Source organism: Streptomyces sp. NPDC029466, from assembly GCF_055574515.1.
Genome location: NZ_JBVHZH010000001.1, coordinates 271,087 through 288,741 on the forward strand (window position 1 = coordinate 271,087; position 17,655 = coordinate 288,741).

16 protein-coding genes and 3 tRNA genes are annotated in these 17,655 nt (G+C 73.1%); 5 read left to right on the plus strand and 14 right to left on the minus strand.

Going from position 1 to position 17,655, the window contains the following annotated elements:
* The 4 genes from ACZ4XD_RS01200 to ACZ4XD_RS01215 form a co-directional block, all read right to left on the minus strand.
* Positions 1 to 930 carry a DUF5996 family protein gene (locus ACZ4XD_RS01200; protein WP_468036974.1) on the minus strand — a complete coding sequence of 310 codons (930 nt, stop codon included), beginning with the start codon at positions 928 to 930 and terminating at the stop codon, positions 1 to 3.
* A 186-nt stretch (positions 931 to 1,116) separates the two neighbouring features.
* Positions 1,117 to 1,190, minus strand: a tRNA-Ile gene (locus tag ACZ4XD_RS01205).
* 178 nt (positions 1,191 to 1,368) lie between these two features.
* A tRNA-Asn gene (locus ACZ4XD_RS01210) sits at positions 1,369 to 1,441 on the minus strand.
* Positions 1,442 to 1,446: 5 nt separating this feature from the next.
* Positions 1,447 to 1,519, minus strand: a tRNA-Asn gene (locus ACZ4XD_RS01215).
* A gap of 219 nt (positions 1,520 to 1,738) precedes the next feature.
* Here ACZ4XD_RS01215 and ACZ4XD_RS01220 point away from each other — a divergent pair.
* Complete coding sequence (locus tag ACZ4XD_RS01220) at positions 1,739 to 2,038, plus strand: YtxH domain-containing protein (protein ID WP_468036976.1); 300 nt, start codon at positions 1,739 to 1,741, stop codon at positions 2,036 to 2,038.
* Positions 2,039 to 2,100: 62 nt separating this feature from the next.
* Positions 2,101 to 3,582 carry an FGGY family carbohydrate kinase gene (locus ACZ4XD_RS01225; protein WP_468036978.1) on the plus strand — a complete coding sequence of 494 codons (1,482 nt, stop codon included), beginning with the start codon at positions 2,101 to 2,103 and terminating at the stop codon, positions 3,580 to 3,582.
* A gap of 57 nt (positions 3,583 to 3,639) precedes the next feature.
* Here ACZ4XD_RS01225 and ACZ4XD_RS01230 read toward each other — a convergent pair whose 3' ends face one another.
* From ACZ4XD_RS01230 to ACZ4XD_RS01265, 8 genes are all read right to left on the minus strand, one after another.
* Positions 3,640 to 4,875 (minus strand): RNA polymerase sigma factor, encoded by a 1,236-nt coding sequence (locus tag ACZ4XD_RS01230; RefSeq protein ID WP_468036980.1) that lies wholly within the window; start codon positions 4,873 to 4,875, stop codon positions 3,640 to 3,642.
* 143 nt (positions 4,876 to 5,018) lie between these two features.
* Positions 5,019 to 6,935, minus strand: coding sequence for a DNA primase (dnaG, locus tag ACZ4XD_RS01235; RefSeq protein WP_468036982.1), 1,917 nt, complete (start codon positions 6,933 to 6,935; stop codon positions 5,019 to 5,021).
* Between the two features lie 339 nt (positions 6,936 to 7,274).
* Positions 7,275 to 8,279: a pyridoxal-phosphate dependent enzyme gene (locus ACZ4XD_RS01240; RefSeq protein ID WP_468036984.1), complete on the minus strand. Its 1,005-nt coding sequence runs from the start codon at positions 8,277 to 8,279 to the stop codon at positions 7,275 to 7,277.
* Positions 8,280 to 8,288: 9 nt separating this feature from the next.
* Entirely contained in the window at positions 8,289 to 9,554 is a 1,266-nt protein-coding gene (locus tag ACZ4XD_RS01245; protein WP_468036986.1) for an NAD(P)/FAD-dependent oxidoreductase, read from the minus strand.
* Positions 9,555 to 9,824: 270 nt separating this feature from the next.
* Positions 9,825 to 11,138 carry a deoxyguanosinetriphosphate triphosphohydrolase gene (locus tag ACZ4XD_RS01250; RefSeq protein ID WP_468036988.1) on the minus strand — a complete coding sequence of 438 codons (1,314 nt, stop codon included), beginning with the start codon at positions 11,136 to 11,138 and terminating at the stop codon, positions 9,825 to 9,827.
* Positions 11,135 to 12,016, minus strand: coding sequence for a sirohydrochlorin chelatase (locus tag ACZ4XD_RS01255; protein WP_468036990.1), 882 nt, complete (start codon positions 12,014 to 12,016; stop codon positions 11,135 to 11,137). The genes ACZ4XD_RS01250 and ACZ4XD_RS01255 overlap by 4 nt, the downstream gene beginning before the upstream one ends.
* Before the next feature lie 140 nt (positions 12,017 to 12,156).
* Entirely contained in the window at positions 12,157 to 13,182 is a 1,026-nt protein-coding gene (locus ACZ4XD_RS01260) for an adenosine deaminase (protein ID WP_468036992.1), read from the minus strand.
* A gap of 154 nt (positions 13,183 to 13,336) precedes the next feature.
* On the minus strand, positions 13,337 to 13,777 hold the full coding sequence (locus tag ACZ4XD_RS01265) for a gamma-glutamylcyclotransferase family protein (RefSeq protein WP_468037172.1): 441 nt from the start codon (positions 13,775 to 13,777) through the stop codon (positions 13,337 to 13,339).
* Between the two features lie 122 nt (positions 13,778 to 13,899).
* On the opposite strand from ACZ4XD_RS01265, the gene ACZ4XD_RS01270 reads away from it, so the two are divergent.
* Positions 13,900 to 14,616 carry a SanA/YdcF family protein gene (locus ACZ4XD_RS01270; protein WP_468036994.1) on the plus strand — a complete coding sequence of 239 codons (717 nt, stop codon included), beginning with the start codon at positions 13,900 to 13,902 and terminating at the stop codon, positions 14,614 to 14,616.
* Positions 14,617 to 14,632: 16 nt separating this feature from the next.
* Here the strand turns inward: ACZ4XD_RS01270 and ACZ4XD_RS01275 are convergent, their stop codons facing one another.
* Together ACZ4XD_RS01275 and cutA are read right to left on the minus strand one after the other, a co-directional pair.
* Positions 14,633 to 15,670: a trypsin-like serine peptidase gene (locus ACZ4XD_RS01275; RefSeq protein ID WP_468036996.1), complete on the minus strand. Its 1,038-nt coding sequence runs from the start codon at positions 15,668 to 15,670 to the stop codon at positions 14,633 to 14,635.
* 2 nt (positions 15,671 to 15,672) lie between these two features.
* Complete coding sequence (gene cutA, locus ACZ4XD_RS01280; protein ID WP_468036998.1) at positions 15,673 to 16,038, minus strand: divalent-cation tolerance protein CutA; 366 nt, start codon at positions 16,036 to 16,038, stop codon at positions 15,673 to 15,675.
* Positions 16,039 to 16,365: 327 nt separating this feature from the next.
* On the opposite strand from cutA, the gene ACZ4XD_RS01285 reads away from it, so the two are divergent.
* Positions 16,366 to 16,731, plus strand: coding sequence for a cupin domain-containing protein (locus tag ACZ4XD_RS01285; RefSeq protein ID WP_468037000.1), 366 nt, complete (start codon positions 16,366 to 16,368; stop codon positions 16,729 to 16,731).
* Positions 16,732 to 16,805: 74 nt separating this feature from the next.
* On the plus strand, positions 16,806 to 17,624 hold the full coding sequence (locus tag ACZ4XD_RS01290; protein WP_468037002.1) for a class I SAM-dependent methyltransferase: 819 nt from the start codon (positions 16,806 to 16,808) through the stop codon (positions 17,622 to 17,624).
* Positions 17,625 to 17,655: the final 31 nt, after the last annotated feature.

Sequence of the window (17,655 nt, forward strand, 5' to 3'; positions counted from 1 at the left end):
CTACAACTGCGGATCCGTCACCCCGCCCGCACAACTGAGCCGTTCGACATCCCACCCGGCCCGCCCGGCCCCGGCACGGTAGGCACTCTCGTAAAAGCCGAGCACGGCCGCCCGGGGATCGGCCTGCGCACGCGCGTCGTCGTACCGCAGCACGGCCAGATGACTCTCCCCCCGGGCGACCCACCGCGCCGCCTCAGGCCGCAGCGGCTCATCGGCCAGGCCCGCGGGCTCCGGCGCGGTGTACGAGTAGAACGCCGGCTCGGGAAAGCTGTCGTCCCCGAACCAGAAGCCGAAGCTGATCACCTCCCTGGAGTACGCCTCCCGGGTCACCGGGTCGATCTGCCGCGGCTGCTCGATCCGGCGGTCGGAGAACCGGGTGTGCGCGATGTCGAAGGTGTGCCAGAAGTGGTGCACCGGGCTGACCTTCCCCTCATAGCCCGCCGCGAATTCCTCCAGCACCGAGGCCACCTGGCTGAGCACCTGCCAGTAGCGCTGGACGTGCCCGGGGTCGTAGGCCGCGTGCTCGGTGTCCCCGGCGAACGGCCGGTCGGCGTCGGGCAGGTCGAACGGATGGGGAACGGCGAGCCGCACCCGGACCCCCAGCCCGGCCAGCGCGTCCATAAGGCCGTCGTGGAAGGCGGCCACGGACCGGCCGACCAGCGGGAACGAGACGGTCCGGCCGTCCAGCACCGAAATGACCAGCCGGTGCCCGACGAAGTCGAAGTCGATCGTGAAGATCGGATTGCTGTCGAGCTGCCCCATCGGCCGGGTGGTGATGCCCCGCCCGGTGAGATGGAACGGGACGTTCCACCAGTGATTACGCCGCGCACTGGCGGCCAGCCGAACCTTCCCGACCACCTGCGCAAAGCGATGAACCGTCTCTTTGGTCTCCCGCCACTCGCCATACGGGATCGCCGGAAACAGCTCCATCGCCCTCACCTTCCCCTTGCGCACCGCACTCCTGACGGCCGGACGGCCGCGGATGACCATGATGAGCACGCGGGGGCGCATACGGCACGTTGGTCCGGAAGGTGCAGAAGGGCCGCCACATGTGCGTGGCGGCCCTGCTGTCTGTCCTCTCCCAGGTAGAAAGGATCTCCCCCCTGGGTGCTGCGGTGGGGCGGGTGGGACTCGAACCCACGGCCGACGGATTATGAGTCCGCTGCTCTAACCGGCTGAGCTACCGCCCCCCACGGCGCGTCGCGCACATTTGTGCGCGCCGTCTGCCGCAGCATAGCCGCTCATACGATCTGTTGCCCGTGAGGGCTGCCGTCGGGCGACCACGCACGCCCAAGAGGACCTCGATCACGGGCCGTTCGGTTCCATGGCACAAGAAAAAGGACCCCTTCCGGGGCCCTCTTCTCTCTGCTCCCCCGACTGGACTCGAACCAGTAACCCTCCGGTTAACAGCCGAATGCTCTGCCAATTGAGCTACAGGGGACCGAGCTCCCCCGACTGGACTCGAACCAGTAACCTGCCGGTTAACAGCCGGCTGCTCTGCCAATTGAGCTACAGGGGATTGCTCTGTGTGCCTCGAATGCACCGCTGACCGGTCTTCCGGACGGCGCGCGCTCGCTGCGACACATACATTAGCGCAAGCAGGGGGGTGCTCCGCCAATCGGTATCGCCTCAGGTCACCTCGGGTGATCTGCGGCCCCGGAGGGTAGGCGCGCGGCACAGCCCTTTACTCCGGTGCGTACCGGCACCGGACGGGACCGACGAGAGGAAAGGTGGAGCAATGCGCTACCGGCTCACGTTCATCGCGGGACTGGCCACGGGGTATGTGCTCGGCGCACGGGCGGGCCGGGAGCGGTACGAGCAGCTCCGCAAGGCCGCCCAGCGGATCTCCCAGAATCCCGCGGTCCGGAACACCGCCGAGTCGGCCGCGCTGACCGGGCGCGAGGCGGCGTCGAAGGCCTTCGGGACGGTGTCGGCCAAGGTCGGGGACCGGCTGCCGGCCTCCGTCACCGACCGGGTCCGCTCGCTGCGCGACCAGCGCGGCGGCGACGAGGACGACTGGGGCACGAGCAACACCTAGAGGGTCTCCCGGGTAAACCCTGACGCTGCTCCTATGCGTCGTATGGGGCATCATCTGAGGCCATGGGGATAGTCGCCGGATTGGACAGTTCGTCCGAGAGCACACGGATCGTCGTCTGCGATGCGGACACGGGCGCCGTCATCAGGCGCGGGTATGCGCCGCACCCCGTCGAGAAGGGGCCCGAGGTCGATCCACAGGCGTGGCTGATCTCGCTCGGGGAGGCGGCGGGCCGCGGGCTGCTCGAAGGGGTGCAGGCGATCGGGGTCGCCGCGCAGCCGCACGGGCTGCTGCCGCTGGACGTCGAGGGGAATCTCGTACGGCCGGCGCTGGTCGGCAATGACAAGCGGGCACAGAGTTCGGCGGCGGATCTGATCGACTCGCTCGGCGGGCGTACCGCGTGGGCGCAGGCCGTCGGGGCGGTGCCGCAGGCGACCCATGCGGTGACCAAGCTGCGCTGGCTGGCGCGTACCGAGCCGGCGCATGCGGCCCGGATCGCGGAGGTCATGCAGCCGCACGACTGGCTGGCGTGGCAGCTGCTGGGGCGGCCCGCGCGGCGGACGACGGACCGTGGCGGGGCCTCGGCGACCGGTTTCTGGTCGGCGGCGACCGAGTCGTACCGGCCGGATCTGGTGGAGCTGGCGCTGGGCCACCAGGTGCGGCTGCCGGAGCTGCTGAGCCCGTCGGGGACCGCGGGGTTCACCCCGGAGGGGCTGCTGATCTCCGCCGGTACGGGCGAGACGATGGCCGCCGCCTTCGGGCTCGGCGTCGGGGAGGGCGACGCGGTGGTGTCGCTGGGCGCCTCGGGGTCGGTGTTCGGGATTCATCACGAGGCGCTGGTGGACCCGAGCGGCACGATCACCTCGTTCGCGGACGCGACCGGCCGGCATCTGCCGGTGGTGCACACCAGCAACGCGGTACGGGTGCTGCGCGGTGCCGCGGAGATGCTGGGGACGGATCTGAAGGGCCTGTCCGAGCTGGCGATGAACTCGTCGCCCGGTGCGTACGGGATGGTGCTGCTGCCGTATCTGGAGGGCGAGAAGACGCCCCACCTGCCGCACACCGCCGGGTCGTTGCACGGGATGCGGCGGGACAGCATGAAGCCGGAGCATCTGGCGCGGGCGGCCGTGGAGGGCATGCTCTGCGGGCTCGCGGACGCGCTGGATGTGCTGCGGGGGCGGGGCATGGCGGTGCGCCGGGTGTTCCTGCTGGGCGCGGCCGCGGAGCTGTTCGCGGTGCAGGCGGTGGCGCCGGCGCTGTTCGGGGTGCCGGTCGTGGTGCCGCAGCCGGCGGAGTACGCGGCGCTGGGCGCGGCCCGGCAGGCGGCCTGGGCGTGGGGGGTGGCGCACGGCACCCTCACCCCGGCGAGTGGTGCGGAGTCCGGACCGGGCGGCGGGCCCGCCTGGGTCGATCCCCCGCAGTGGCCGGCCGCCGCGAGCCAGGTCTTCGAGCCGGGTGAGGAGCTGGCGGTCGGCCAGGCCGTGCGCCAGCAGTACGCGGCGGTGCGCGACGAGGCCTATCCGGGGGCGTTCGAGCGGGAGGCGTGACGTCCCGGGCGGGGCGTACCGGGCGGGGGCGTACCGGGCGGGCCGGGGCCGGCGGTCTCAGTCGAGGTAGCCGCGGAGCTGGTCGGCGAAGGCGTGGTCGCGGAGCTTGTTGAGGGTCTTGGACTCGATCTGCCGTATCCGTTCGCGGGTGACGCCGAAGATCCGGCCGATCTCCTCCAGCGTGCGGGGGCGGCCGTCGGCGAGGCCGTAGCGGAGCTGGACGACCTTGCGTTCGCGTTCGCCGAGGGTGGACAGCACCGCGTCGAGGTGCTCGCGGAGCAGCAGGAACGCGGCGGATTCTACGGGTGAGGCGGCGTCGCCGTCCTCGATGAGATCGCCGAGGGCGACGTCCTCCTCCTCGCCGACGGGAGCGTGCAGCGAGACCGGTTCCTGGGCCAGCCGCAGCACCTCGCTGACGCGTGCCCCGGTCAGGTCGAGATGGGCGGCGACCTCCTCGGGTGTGGGCTCGTAGCCGCGCTCCTGGAGCATCCTGCGCTGGACCCGCACCACGCGGTTGATCAGCTCGACGACATGGACCGGGACCCGGATGGTTCTGGCCTGGTCGGCGAGGGCGCGGGACATCGCCTGGCGGATCCACCAGGTGGCGTAGGTGGAGAACTTGTAGCCGCGGGCGTAGTCGAACTTCTCGACGGCGCGGATCAGCCCGAGGTTGCCCTCCTGGACGAGGTCGAGCATGGTCAGCCCGCGGCCGACATAGCGCTTGGCGACGGAGACCACCAGCCGCAGGTTGGCCTCGATCAGGCGGCGCTTGGCCATCCGGCCCAGGACCACCAACTTGTCGAGGTCGAAGGCGAGTTGCGAGGAGAGGTCGGGGGCGTGGGTGAGCTTCTCCTCGGCGAAGAGACCGGCCTCGACACGGCGGGCGAGCTCCACCTCCTCGGCGGCGGTGAGCAGCGGGATCCGGCCGATCTCGCGGAGGTACTGGCGGAAGAGATCTGCGGACGGGCTGCCCGCCTCGGGGCGCGGCACCGGCTCCGGGGTGATCTCCTCGACGATCATCTCGGCGGCGGGCGGTTCGGCCTGCTGCGGCACGGTGAGCGGCTCCGCGGCCGGGTCGGTGTCGTGCTCCGGGTCGTGCTCCGTGGCGGCCGGCGCGTCGGCGAGGGTCTGGGTCTGCACGGGGGCGACCTCCAGGGTGATCGCTGCTGAAGCGGCAGAAAGGTCGGGCACGGTGGCGGCCGGGCCGCCGTCCGTCCCGTACGTCACGAGTGGTTCCGCGGGGGATTCCGGTGGGGTACGGCCGGGCCCGCGGCGCACCGAGGACTCAGGCACCGCTTCTCAGTGTGGAGTACGACACACGCCTGCCACGAGGGGCGTGCGTGCACTTTTTGAGTCCGGTCCGTGACCGGACGGCTACCGCGGGGTGTTACGGGCGGTGCGGCGCGGGCCGGCTCCCCGGGCCGGGCTCCCGGGGGCTACAGGGCGGCGTAGCCGCGTTCGCGCAGGGACTGGCCGTACTGCTGGAGGACCCACAGTTCGTTCTGGACGGCCGCGAGGTGTTCGGGGTCGGCACGGGGGCCGAGGCGCTGGAGGGTGCCGCGGATCTCGGTGACGCGCTGATTGACGGCGGCGAGGCGGACGGCGACCAACTGGACGCCGGCGTAGGCCTCGTCGGGATCCCGGCGGGTGTGCAGCGGCTCGACGGCGAGCTCGGTGACCATGGCGCGGACGGTGTCGTCGGGGGCGGCCTCCCGCACCCGGGGGATGAAGGCCTGGTCGGCGGCGCCGGCCGCGGCACCGCCGGCGTCCTCGATGCACTGGCGGACCACGGCGTAGGGCGGGGCGGTGAACTCGTCGGCACCGTAGGCGTCGAAGGCCGGGGAGACCAGGTCGGGGCGCTGGAGCGCCAGCTTGAGGAGTTCCCGCTCGACGCGGTGGGCGGGGCTGCGGAGGTTGAGCGCCGGGCCGCGCGGGCCGGGCGCGGGGCCGGGCTCCACGGGCGCCGGGGCCTGGCCGCGGCGCTGCTGACGGCCCTGGTCGGGACCGCCGTCCCGGCCCCGTTCGCGGGCCCAGCGGGCGAGCTGGGAGACGCGCTTGACCACGAACTGGGTGTCCAGGATGCCGAGCATGCCGGCGAGCTGGACGGCGGACTCGTGCTGGATGGAGCTGTTCTTGATGTGCGCGACGATGGGGGCGGCCTCGTCGAGGGCGGCGGCGCGGCCGACGGTGGTGTCGAGGTTGTGCCGGGAGACGACATGGCGCAGCGCGAACTCGAAGAGGGGGGTGCGGGACTCGACGAGATCGGCGACGGCCTGATCGCCCTTGGCGAGCCGCAGATCGCAGGGGTCCATGCCGCCCGGGGTGATCGCGATGGAGGTCTCGGCGGCGAACTTCTGGTCGTCCTCGAAGGCGCGCAGGGCGGCCTTCTGGCCTGCGGCGTCGCCGTCGAAGGTGAAGACGACCTCGGAGCCGGAGTTGTCCATCAGAAGGCGGCGCAGGATCTTGATGTGGCCCTCGCCGAAGGCGGTACCGGAGGTGGCGATGGCGGTGGTGACACCGGACAGATGGCAGGCCATCACGTCCGTGTAGCCCTCGACCACGACCGCGCGGTTGGTCTTGGCGATCTCCTTCTTGGCGAGGTCGATGCCGTAGAGGACCTGGGACTTGCGGTAGATGGGGGTCTCGGGGGTGTTGAGGTACTTGGGGCCGTTGTCGTCGTCGCGGAGCTTACGGGCGCCGAAGCCGACGACCTCGCCGGCGATATCGCGGATCGGCCACATCAGACGGCCGCGGAAGCGGTCGATGGGGCCGCGGCGGCCCTCCTGGGAGAGGCCGGCGAGGACCAGCTCCTGGTCGCTGAAGCGGCGGCCGCGCAGAAAGCGGGTGAGGTGGTCCCAGCCGGCCGGGCTGTAGCCGACGCCGAAATGCTGGGCGGCGGCCTGGTCGAAGCCGCGCTCGGCGAGGAATTTGCGGGCGATCTCCGCCTCGGGGCTGTCGAGCTGCTCGACGTAGAACTGGGCGGCGGCCTTGTGGGCCTCCACCAGGCGGGTGCGTTCGCCCTGCTGGCGGCCCGGGGTGTAGCCGCCCTCCTCGTAGCGCAGGGTGATACCGGCCTGGGAGGCGAGGCGCTCGATGGTCTCGGCGAAGGAGAGGTGGTCGATCTTCATGACGAAGTCGACGGTGTCGCCGCCCTCCTGGCAGCCGAAGCAGTGGTAGAGCCCCTTGGCCGGGCTGACGTGGAAGGACGGGGACTTCTCGTCGTGGAAGGGGCACAGGCCCTTGAGGTTGCCGCCGCCGGCGTTGCGGAGCTGGAGATACTCGGACACGACGGCGTCGATCGGGACCGCGTCCCGCACCGCCTTCACATCGTCATCGTTGATCCTGCCTGCCACGCGTGAATTCTACGGCCGGGGTCGGACAGCCTTGGTCGGGCGGGGGCGGGGCGGGGAGTCGGGCGGCGCGGCCACACTCTGGCGGAGGCGGACAGCCCGGCCACGCGTCTGCGGGCTCGCACGCCGCCGGCCACGGGGCGCCGCGAACGCCGGGGCTCTCCCCCCACCCCCGAACCCACCCCCGCCCCCTCCCCCCGAAGGGGGAGGAGGGGGAGGGGGCGGGGGAGCAGCAGGAGGGCTCCGCGGCCCGCTCGGCGCGCTTCCCCTCGCCCCGCCCCTCCCCCCAGCAGCCCAGAAAGCGCCCCGCCCCTCCCCTCACCCCAGCAGCTCCAGGAATCGCTACCCCAGCAGCTCCAGAAAGCGCTCCACCCCCACGTTGCCGCCCGAGATGATCACGCCGATGCGGGGTGGCAGCGGGCTGATGTGGCCGGCGAGGAGGGCGGCGAGGGCGCTGGCGCCGCTGGGTTCGGTGACGATCTTGAGGCGCTCGAAGGCGAACTTCATGGCCGCGCGGATCTCGTCGTCGGTGACCAGGACGACCGAGTCGAGCAGCCGCCGGTTGAGGGAGAACGTCAGCTCGCCGGGGCGCTCGGCGGCCTGGCCGTCGGCGATGGTGCGCGGGACCGGGATGGTGACGGGGTGGCCGGCGGCCAGGGAGCGCAGGGTGTCGTCGCCGGCCGCCGGCTCCACGCCGATCATGCGGATGCCGGGGACGAGGGCGGTGGCGGCAACGGCCGAGCCGGCCATCAGGCCACCGCCGCCGACCGGCGTCAGCAGCGCGTCGAGCGGGCCGGTCTCCTCGATCAGTTCCAGGGCCGCGGTGCCCTGGCCGGCGATGATGTGCGGATGCTCGTACGGCGGGATCAGCGCGAGGCCGCGTTCCTCGGCGAGCCGCCGGCCGATCGCGACGCGGTCGCCGGTGTAGCGGTCGTAGGTGACGATCTCGGCGCCGTAGCCGGCGGTGGCGTCCTTCTTGGACTTCGGGGTGTCCTCGGGCATCACGATGACGGCGTGGCTGCCCAGCTCCCGGGCGGCCAGCGCGACGGCCTGGGCGTGGTTGCCGGAGGAGTAGGCGGCGACTCCACGGGCCAGCTGTTCCGGGGACAGCCGGGACAGGGCGTTGTAGGCGCCGCGGAACTTGAAGGCGCCGACCCGCTGGAAGTTCTCGCACTTGAGGTGGACCTCGGCGCCGGCCAGCGCGTCGAGGGTGCGGGAGCGCAGCACGGGCGTGCGGTGTGCCACTCCCGCCAGCCGCCGGGCGGCGTCCCGGACGTCGTCGAGGGTGACGAGGTCCGGGACGTCGGTGCGGCCGGGGCCGGTGGGACCGCTGGGGCTTGGCGTCATACCGGCACGCTACGGGAGCAGCGAGGCCAGCGGAACCTCCGGATCGGCCAGCGCCTCGGGCGCCAACGACGCCCCGGAGCGGATGAGTTGCTGGATGGACTCGGCGACGTCCCAGACGTTGACGTTCATCCCGGCGAGCAGCCGGCCGTCCGCGCCGAGCCAGAAGGCGATGAACTCCCGTTTGGCGACGTCACCGCGGCAGACGACCTGCGCGTACGAGCCGGGCGGGGCGTAGCCGGAGTACTCCATGCCGACGTCGTACTGGTCGGAGAAGAAGTACGGGATGCGGTCGTAGCTGACGTCCTGGCCGAGCATGGCGCGCGCGGCGGCCGGGCCGCCGTTGAGGGCGTTGGCCCAGTGCTCGACGCGCAGCCGGCTGTCCAGAACGGGGTGGTCGGCGGCGGCGACATCGCCGGCGGCGTAGATGTACGGGTCGGAGGTGCGCATGGCGGCGTCGACCGCGATACCGCCGCCGGCTTCCCGGTCGACGAGGTCCAGTCCGGCCTGTTCGGCGAGTGCGGTGCGCGGGGCGGCGCCGATCGCGGCGAGCACGTCGTGCGCGGGGTGTTCCTCGCCGTCGTCGGTGCGCACGGCGAGCACCATGCCGTCCTGGCCGACGATCTCGGTGAAGCGGGCGCCGAAGTGGAAGCGGACGCCGTGTTCGCGGTGCAGATCGGCGAACAGGCCGCCGAGTTCGGGGCCCAGGATGCCGTGCAGCGGGGTGGGGGCGGGCTCGACGACGGTGACCTCGGCGCCGTAGGAGCGGGCCGCGGCGGCGACCTCCAGGCCGATCCAGCCGGCGCCGGCGATCACCAGATGGCCGTTGTCGCGGCCGAGGGAGGCCAGCACGCCGCGCAGCCGCTCGGCGTGCGCGAGGCGGCGCAGGTGGTGCACGCCGGCCAGGCCGGTGCCGGGGATGTGCAGGCGGCGCGGCTCGGCGCCGGTGGCCAGCAGCAGCTTGTCGTAGACGATCAGGGTGCCGTCGCCGAGGCGGACGGTCTTCGCCCCGGGGTCCAGGTGGACGGCGGGCTGGCCCAGGTGGAGTTCGATGTGCGCCTGGGCGTACCAGGCGGGTTCATGGACGAAGACGCTGTCGCGCTCCTCCTTGCCGAGCAGGTACCCCTTGGAGAGCGGGGGGCGCTCGTAGGGGTGGTCGCGCTCGTCACAGATGAGGATCACCCGGCCGGTGAAGCCCTCCGCGCGGAGCGTCTCCGCGGCTTTCGCCCCGGCCAGGCCACCCCCGACGATGACGAACGTCTGGTGTGCGTCGACCACTTGCTTCCTCCTCGTTGCGGTACCTGCGTCCGCGTCCGCGTCGTGAACGCCCCGATGTACCCCCCGGTGCTCTCCCCCGTTGATGCGTTCGGTGGCGTCGGGGTTCCCGATCGCCGCCTGTCGGGGCTCCCCGGTCACCGTCCGCCGAACGGGGTTGCCGTGCCTGTCAGGGCTCGCTGTTCGCTGTTGTCAGGGTGCTCCGTTCGAAAACGGTCGGGTTCGAGCGTCCCGCACGGAGCGTGAGGGGGGAAGAGGGGCTTCCCTCCAGGGTCACCCGCGGTGCGCCCCGCCGGGACCGGGGCGGCGGGTGAGACGGGCGTGCAGCGAGCGGGCGGAGGCGTCGGTCAGGGCGGCGATCTGGTCGATGACGGCGCGCATCCGTGCGGTGTCGTCGGGGGCCGTGTCGAACAGTGAACGGAACTGTGGATCAAGGCCGTCGGGGGCGCGGGCGAACAACACCTCGGCCAGTTCGGCGATGACGACACGCTGGTCGGCGCGGAGCGCCTCCTGGTCGGGGCGCTGCATGACGTACCGGTCGGCGACGGCTTTCAAAACGGCGCATTCCAGCCGGGTTTCGTCCGGAACCACCAGCTCCGCTCCGTAGCGGGTGAGCCGTCCGGTCCCCCACCGGGACCGTGTCGCGCCCTCGGCGGCGAGACAGAAACGGCCGATCAGCTGGCTGGTGGCGTCCTTGAGGCGGGCCTGGGCGAGGGCGGAGCCGTCGTAGCCGTGCGGCCACCACTCCTGCTCCAGGAGGCGGTCCAGCGCCGCGGCCAGCTCCTCGGCGCCGGCGCCGGGAGCGTAGCGTGCACCGGCGACCTCGAAGATCTCGGCGCGTTCGGCGTCGGCGAGCAGGAGGTTGGGGTCGAGGTGTCCGGCGTGCAGCCCGTCCTCGACGTCGTGCACCGAGTACGCCACATCGTCGGACCAGTCCATGACCTGCGCCTCGAAGCTCCGGGCCCCGTCGGGGGCGCCCTGCCGGAACCACGCGTAGACCGGTGCGTCGTCCGCGTAGACCCCGAACTTCGGGGACGTGGGGTCGGTGGGGTGACCGCCGCGCGCCCATGGGTACTTGGTGGCCGCGTCGAGGGCGGCGCGGCTGAGGTTCAGCCCGACGCTGACCGTCGAGCCGTCTTCTGCGGGCACGAACCGCTTGGGCTCCAGACGGGCCAGCAGCCGCAGCGACTGGGCGTTGCCCTCGAAGCCGCCGCAGGGCGCGGCGACTTCGTTGAGCGTCTGTTCGCCGTTGTGCCCGAAGGGCGGGTGGCCGAGATCGTGCGCCAGGCAGGCGGTCTCGACCAGGTCCGGGTCGCAGCCGAGGGCGGCACCGAGTTCCCGGCCGACCTGCGCGCACTCCAGGGAGTGGGTCAGCCGGGTACGCGGGCTGGCGTCCCAGGCGGCGGTGTGCGCGCCGGGGGTGACGACCTGGGTCTTGCCGGCCAGCCGGCGCAGCGCGGCGGAGTGCAGTACCCGGGCGCGGTCGCGCTGGAAGGCGGTGCGTCCCGGCCGTTTGTCGGGCTCGGTGACCCAGCGTTCGAGGTCGGCCGCGGTGTAGCCGGGGATGGTCGGTGGTGTGCCCGTCATACAGCGACGGTAGCCGCCCTGCGGGCCTCCGGGCCGGATCCGGTCGCGGCCAGGAGGGCCTGGTCGTAGCGGTGCAGTACGAGACGGGCCAGTGCGGGGTGGTCGCCCAGGGGCTCGGCGGCGGGCCCGGGGGCGGCGGCCGCGCACTGGGTGGCGAAGCGTCCGGGGGCGGTGAAGCAGCCGGCCACGGCGATCCGGTCGTGGCCGCGGTCGCGCAGCGCACGGGCCGCGTCGGCGACGGTGGGGGCGGCCGCGGAGGCGTAGGCGGGCAGCACGGGGGTGCCGCCGAGCCGGTCCGAGAGCAGCCGGGCGGTGCGCTCGGTGTCCTGGGCGGACCGCGGGGCGCGGGAGCCGGCGGCGGCCAGGACGACGGCGGTGCGCGGGCACGGGGCCTCGGGGAAGCCGGCCTCCAGGAGGCGGCCGTGCAGCGCCTCGGCGAGGAGGGTGTGCGGCCCGAGGGGTTCGGCGACCCGGCCGGTCAGGTGGGGTGCGCCGCGGAGCGCGGCGGGCAGGTCGTGGGTGACGTGATGGCCGCGGCCGAACAGCAGCGGTACCAGGACGGCGGCGCCGTGCAGCCCGGCGAGGGTGTCGGCGAGCAGCGGCCGGTTCAGCTCGATGTGCCCGAGCCGTACGTCCAGGCCGGGGCGCAGCGCCCGTACCCGGTCGAGCAGGGCCCGGACGGTGGGCAGGGCGCGGGGGTCGCGGCTGCCGTGGGCGACGGCGACGAGGGTGGGGGCCGGCGTTTCCGGATGCGGGAAACCTCGCAGCCGGACGCGGCGGAGCTGGGAGCTGAGCTGGGCGGTGATCTCGGCGGCGAGGCCCCCCGTGCCGAGGGGGGCCAGGGACGCGGAGGGCAGGTGCGGTATCGGCGCCGTCATGACCCGAGCGTGGCAGCCGGGCGTTGCCGCTTCGTTTCCCCGCGGGGAACTTCGTGTTCCGTCCGGCTGCCCTCCGCTCGGCCCCGGGAGCAGGCCGGGCGGCAGGGGACATCTCACCCGCCCCTGCCGCCCGGGGGGCGTTACGCCTGGTGGGCGTCCACTTCCCGGAGGTACCGCTCGCGGGTCGCCTCGTCCAGGAAGGAGGCGCGGAAGGAGTTCCGGGCGAGGGTGCGCAGGGTTTCCTGGTCGAGGCCGAGGGCATCGCGTACGGCGGTGAAGTTGTCGTCCGCGTAGCCGCCGAAGTACGCCGGGTCGTCGGAGTTGACGGTCACCAGCAGCCCGGCGTCCAGCATCGCGGGCAGCGGGTGGTCGGCGAGGTCGTCGATGACCCGCAGCCGCACGTTGGACAGCGGGCAGACGGTGAGCGGCACCTGGTCCGCCACCAGCCGGGCCACCAGCCGCTCGTCCTCCAGGGAGCGCACCCCGTGGTCGATCCGGTCCACGCCGAGGACGTCCAGGGCCTCCCACACATAGGCCGGGGGCCCCTCCTCCCCCGCGTGCGCCACGCACTTGAGGCCGGCCTCCCGCGCCAGCGCGTAGACCTCCTTGAACTTCGACGGCGGGTGCCCGACCTCGGCGGAGTCCAGGCCGACGGCGGTGATCCGGTCGAAGTGGGGACGGGCCGCCTCGAAGGTCGCGAGGGCGGACTCGGCGCTCTCGTCGCGCAGGAAGCACATGATCAGGCGGGTGCTGATGCCATAGGTCTCGGCAGCGCTGTCCAGGGCGCGGGCCAGGCCGTTGATGACGGTGCCGATGGGGACGCCGCGCGCGGTGTGCGCCTGCGGGTCGAAGAAGATCTCGGCGTGCCGGACGCCCTGCTCCTTGGCGCGGGCGAGATAGGCGTGGGCGAGGTCGGCGAAGTCGTCCTCGGTGCGCAGCACGGCCATCAGCGCGTAGTAGAGGTTCAGGAAGGACTGGAGATCGGCGAAGGAGTAGGCGCGGCGCAGCTCGTCCTGGGTGGCGTACGGCAGCTCGACGCCGTTGCGCTCGGCGAGCGCGAAGGCCAGCCCGGGTTCCAGAGTGCCCTCGATGTGCAGATGCAGCTCCGCTTTGGGCAGCGGCTCGTGGGTGGTTGCGGCGGAGGGGGAGGACGGGGAGGAAGCCACGCGGTCACACCTGTTCTGCGGTACGGGAAGGGCCCTCGGTACGGGTGGGAGCCCTGGTACGCGAGGAGTCGTCCAGGTTAGCCGGGGTGGGGTCGGCCGCCGCGGCGGCGCCCGGGGGCGGCCGGGTGGCGTGCGCGGCCGGCGAAGGCGCCGGTCAGCCGGCCGCCGCCCGCGAGGCCGGCCAGTCGCCGCCCTCGATGGGGGTGCCGGTGGCGCGCAGCCGGGCGGCGAGCGGGCCGGCCGCCAGGTAGACCCAGGCCCGTACGGTCCGGCCGTCCGGGCACACCGCCTCGGTGGGCACCCGCTCGTAGAGGTTGTGCGGGTCGCCGGGGGTGTAGCCCTCCAGCCGGTCCAGGAGCGCGCACACCTCGTCGTAGTCGGTGTCGCGGGGCCGGACCAGGACGCCGTGCACCACCGCACCGGCGGGCCCGGTCGTCGCGTACGGGTAGCCGGGGCCGTCGTACAGCAGCGCGCCGCCGATGTGGGCCGGTTCCTCGGCGGCGGTCCGGCCGCGCAGGGTCCGGCCGTGGTTGGCCTCGCCGGGCCGCAGCGTCCCGTAGACGAAGAACGGCAGCCGCTCGGGCTCGCGGGTCATGGTGGTGCGGTCCTCTCCGGGCGGGGTGCTCACTGCCACGATGCCAGGCCCGGGCTGCAACCATCACGGGTGCACCGGGCGTCGCAGCCTGCGAGATCGATCGCGAGCGGACGGGGGCAGGGATGCGCGGGCCGGTACCGGGACTGGTGCGACGGATACGGAGCGGGGTGCGCCGTGTGCGGCTGCCGCGGACCCGGCGGGGCCGGCGCCGCGCTTTCCAGGCCGTGGTGGTGGTGACGGTGCTCGCGCTGGCGCCCGCGACCTGGATGAACGCGACCGCGGGGCCCCGGGTGCACGGTGTCGCGGACGCCCCGTCCGCGCCGGTGGCCCTCGTCTTCGGCGCGGGCCTGTGGAACGGCGCGCCGTCGCCGTATCTCGCCCACCGGCTGGACGCGGCCGCCGCGCTGTACGAGCGGGGCACCGTCCGCGCGGTCCTGGTCACCGGCGACAACAGCCGGACCGACTACGACGAGCCGGACGCGATGCGCAGCTATCTGCTGCGGCACGGCGTCCCGGCGCAGAAGATCGTCAGCGACTATGCGGGCTTCGACACCTGGGACTCCTGCAGCCGGGCCCACCGGATCTTCGGGGTGAACCGGGCCGTGCTGGTCAGCCAGGGCTTCCACATCCGGCGCGCGCTGGCCCTGTGCAACGCGGCCGGGGTCGACTCCGACGGCGTCGGGGTGGCCGCGAAGCACGATGTGACCTGGGCGTACGGCGGGGTGCGGGAGATCTTCGCGGCCGGAAAGGCGGCGGCGGACGCGCTGCTGCGGCCCGATCCGCAGTTCCTCGGGCCGCAGGAGAAGGGGGTGACGGAGGCGCTGGCGGACGCCGGTTAGCGCCTCCGTCAGCGGGTCACTTCTCGGCCGCGCGGGCGTACAGGTTGAGGATCTTCGTCCCGAAGTACGGGCTGTAGGAGATCCGGTCGGCGTCCGGGCCCTTCGGGCCACCGCCGTTGAGGCCGCCGATCACGCCGATGACCCGGCCGGTCCCGCTGTCCTCGTCGAAGTCGCTCAGCCAGGGGCTGCCGGAGGTGCCGCCGTAGAACCCGCCGCATTCCATGCGCAGTTCACGGGTGCCGCTCAGCCGGCCGGTGCGGGTCGCGCAGCGCACGGCCCGGTCCTCCGGGTCGTTGCGGACGTTCGGGTAGCCGATGACGGTGACGTCGTTGGTGTAACCGGGCGTCGGGGAGAGGGTGTTGCCGCCGGTGACCTCTTCCAGGGTGCGGTCGTCCTCGTCGGGGGCGACGGTGGCGAAGGCGAAGTCGAGGTCTGCCCCGGCACCGCTGGTGCCGCGCCCGGGGTAGGCGAAGGTGTCCTTGATCGCCCATACCCCGTGCGGCTGGGTGGTCGCGCCGGAACGATACTGCGGGACGAACGCGGCACGGGTCCCCGGGTTGCAGTGCCCGGCGGTGAGGATGAGGTTGCCGTGCGGGCTGTGCACGACGCTGGCAGTGCAGTGGTGCGCCTTGGAGTCCCCGTCGACGGAGAACAGCACGCCGACGGACGGGATGCCGTTGAAGTGCCGGGCGGTGCGCCCGGCGCGGGCCGCGGCGGCGGCCCCCTTCGGCGCGGCGGACCGGGTCGTGGCGGTGGTCGGGGTGGGGGCCTCGGGCCGGGCCGGGGTGTCGCTGCCGGCCGGTGCGGCACCCGCCATCCGGTCGGGCGTCCAGTAGGCGGCGGCGTCCCGGCTGGTCCAGGTCGCGTCGGGGCTGGGGTTGCCGTCGCCCGGTGCCGCGCGCCGGGCCTCGTTGACGGCGTGGCCGACGGTCGCGGTGGCCAGGCACACCGTCACTCCGGCCACCGCCGTCGCGGCCTTGATCCAGCGCTTCCGGGTGGGCCGCGCCCGGTGAACCCGCGTCGTGGCGCCGCGCTTTGCGGTGTCGCGCTCCATGTTCAGCTCGTCTCCTCTGCGACCCAGGACAGATAGCCGGCGCCGCCGCGGGTGATCGGGGTGGCGATGATCTCGGGGGTGTCGTAGTCGTGCGCGTCGAGGAGATAGGCCGCCAGCGCCTCGTAGCGCGCCTCGGCCGTCTTGAACAGCACCTGCCACTCCTGGCTGGCCTCGACCGCGTCGTCCCAGCGGTACACCGAGGTCACCGGCGCGCTGATCTGCGCACAGGCGGCGAGCCGGCCCTCGATCGCCCCGCGCGCCAGCTTCCGGGCCTTGGGCTCGCTGTCGGTGGTCGTCATGACGGTCAGGAATCCGGTCTGCTGCCCGGTGGGGTCGGGCGGGTTGTTCGGGGCGGTCGGGTCGGCCACGGGTGCGCATCCTTCACGGTGGGGGTCGGGAGGGAACGGGCGGGACGGTGGGGCCGCTTCGGCCGGGCAGGGCCGGCCGGCGGCAGGGGTCCGTGGCGTGGCCGAGCGGACTCGGCGACGCCACGGACCGCCTCGCATCGTACGGACCGGATGATCATCCCGTAAGTGACCGGCCCGCCCCGCAGCGGTATGCACCCGGACGCCGTCCGCCCCCGCCCGCCGGGCTCTCCGGGCCCCGGAGCGGGCTCCCCGGTTGCGTCCCCCCGTGCACCGGCAACGATGGAAAGGGCAGCCCAGCCGCCGGTCCGCACGCGAAAGGCCAGCATCATGGACGATCTCGATGCGCTCGCCCGCCAGCAGCTCGACGAGGCCAGGACCTCCGCGCACGGGCGCAGTGCCCGGCTCTTCCTGCACGACGACCGCCTGCGGCAGACCGTGATCGCACTGGTCGCGGGGGCCGAGCTGGACGAGCACAACGCTCCCCCGGCGGCGAGCCTGCAAGTCCTGCGGGGGCGGGTCCGGCTGACCGGAGCGGGCGGTGGCCAGGAGTTGATGACCGGTCAGGTCGCCATGACACCGCGCGAGCGGCACGGTCTGCTGGCCCTGGAGGACTCGGCGGTACTGCTGACCGCCGTCACGGAGATTCCGGCCGGGGCGCGCCCTTCGACCCTGGCGGGGACGGACCCGCGATAGCGCGGGCACCCCGGAGCACCTACCCGAAGTTCTGAGACTTCACATTTTTATGAATCTTAAGTAGTCTCTACTCCATGACCAGTCCGCGTACCCAGGTGCATCTGACCGAGGAGAAGGAAACCCTTCTCGCCACGCTCTACGGCCGCGCGGTCGACAGCCGCGCGAAGGATCCGATCCTCGGCGACACCACCGCCGCCGAGACCGTGCGGCGGCTCGACTACGACTTCAGAAAGATGCGGCTGAGCCCCGGCAAAGCGGCCGCGGTCGCGCTGCGCGCCCGGCAGTTGGACGTCTGGACCGCGCGCTTCCTCGCCCGGCACGAGGAGGCGACGGTGGTGCATCTGGGCTGCGGGCTCGACAGCCGCGTCCAGCGTCTCGACCCGGGGCCGGGGGTGCGGTGGTTCGACGTGGACTACCCCGAGGTCATCGCACTGCGGCGGCAGCTCTACCCGGAGCGCGCGGGCTACACGGCCGTCCCGTCGTCCGTGACCGACCCGGCGTGGGTGGCGCACATTCCCGCGGACCGGCCGGCGATGATCGTGGCCGAGGGGCTGCTGATGTATCTGACCGAGGCGGACGGCACGGCACTGCTGCGGCGGCTGATGGACCGGGTGCCGAGCGGTGAGCTGGCGTTCGACGCCTTCAGCCGGTTCGCGATCCGCGCCCAGTGGCTCAACCGCGTCGTGGTGAAGGCCGGCGCGCGGCTGTACTGGGGCACGGACAGCGCGGGGGTCGCGGCGCTGAGCCCGAAGCTGGAGATCGTCGAGAGCGTCAGCGCCCTGGAGATCCCCGGCATCGAGAAGCTGTCGGCGGGCAGCCGGTTGGCGGCCCGGATGTCGGCGAAGGTGCCCGCGGTGCGGGACATGGGGCGGATGTACCACTGCCGGTTCTGAGCGGCGGGGCCGGGCCGACGGCGCCGACCTG